This is a genomic window from Streptomyces otsuchiensis, assembly GCF_004305975.1.
GTDB classification, from domain to species: domain Bacteria; phylum Actinomycetota; class Actinomycetes; order Streptomycetales; family Streptomycetaceae; genus Streptomyces; species Streptomyces otsuchiensis.
In genome coordinates this window covers 1-473 of the sequence record NZ_BHZI01000603.1, presented here as the reverse complement: position 1 = coordinate 473, position 473 = coordinate 1, and the positions used below count along the sequence as shown (strand labels likewise).

Below are 473 nucleotides of genomic sequence, written 5' to 3'. Positions count from 1 at the left end.
TCCCCCCGCCCTTCTTGGTGCCCGAGGGCCGCAGCGTTCCCGGCGAGCGCGGGGCCGGGACCGTCCGGGAGATGGAGCGTGGCAACGGGCGGCTGGTCGAGGTGCTGCCCTTCGGTGCCGGTCTGGCCTGTCTCGGGCTGGGCCTGGGCATGGTCGGCCTGCGGCTGCGCCGGTACTGAGGACGTCCCGGCGCTCTCCGGTTCCGACGGTGGTCCGTCGACTGCGGGGCGTGTCCGGTCGGGGTCATACTGCTGGTGCTCTGTGAACGCGCCGTCGTGGTGTCGTGACGGCGGGGTGCATTGTCCCGATCGGCTTGCCAAGGTCCGATTTACTCGGTATAGATACGCGGTATGTCGATCAGATTCGGGTTGCTGGCGCTTCTGGAGCGGGGTCCTTGTTACGGCTCGCAGCTGCGGTCGGATTTCGAGACGCGCACGGGGGCGACGTGGCCGCTGAACATCGGCCAGGTGTAC

General features: G+C 68.9%; 1 pseudogene. It reads left to right on the top strand.

What is annotated here, in order from left to right:
* Positions 1-350: 350 nt before the first annotated feature.
* Positions 351-473 (top strand): annotated as a pseudogene (locus tag E0D90_RS26055) (helix-turn-helix transcriptional regulator); the annotation flags it as partial.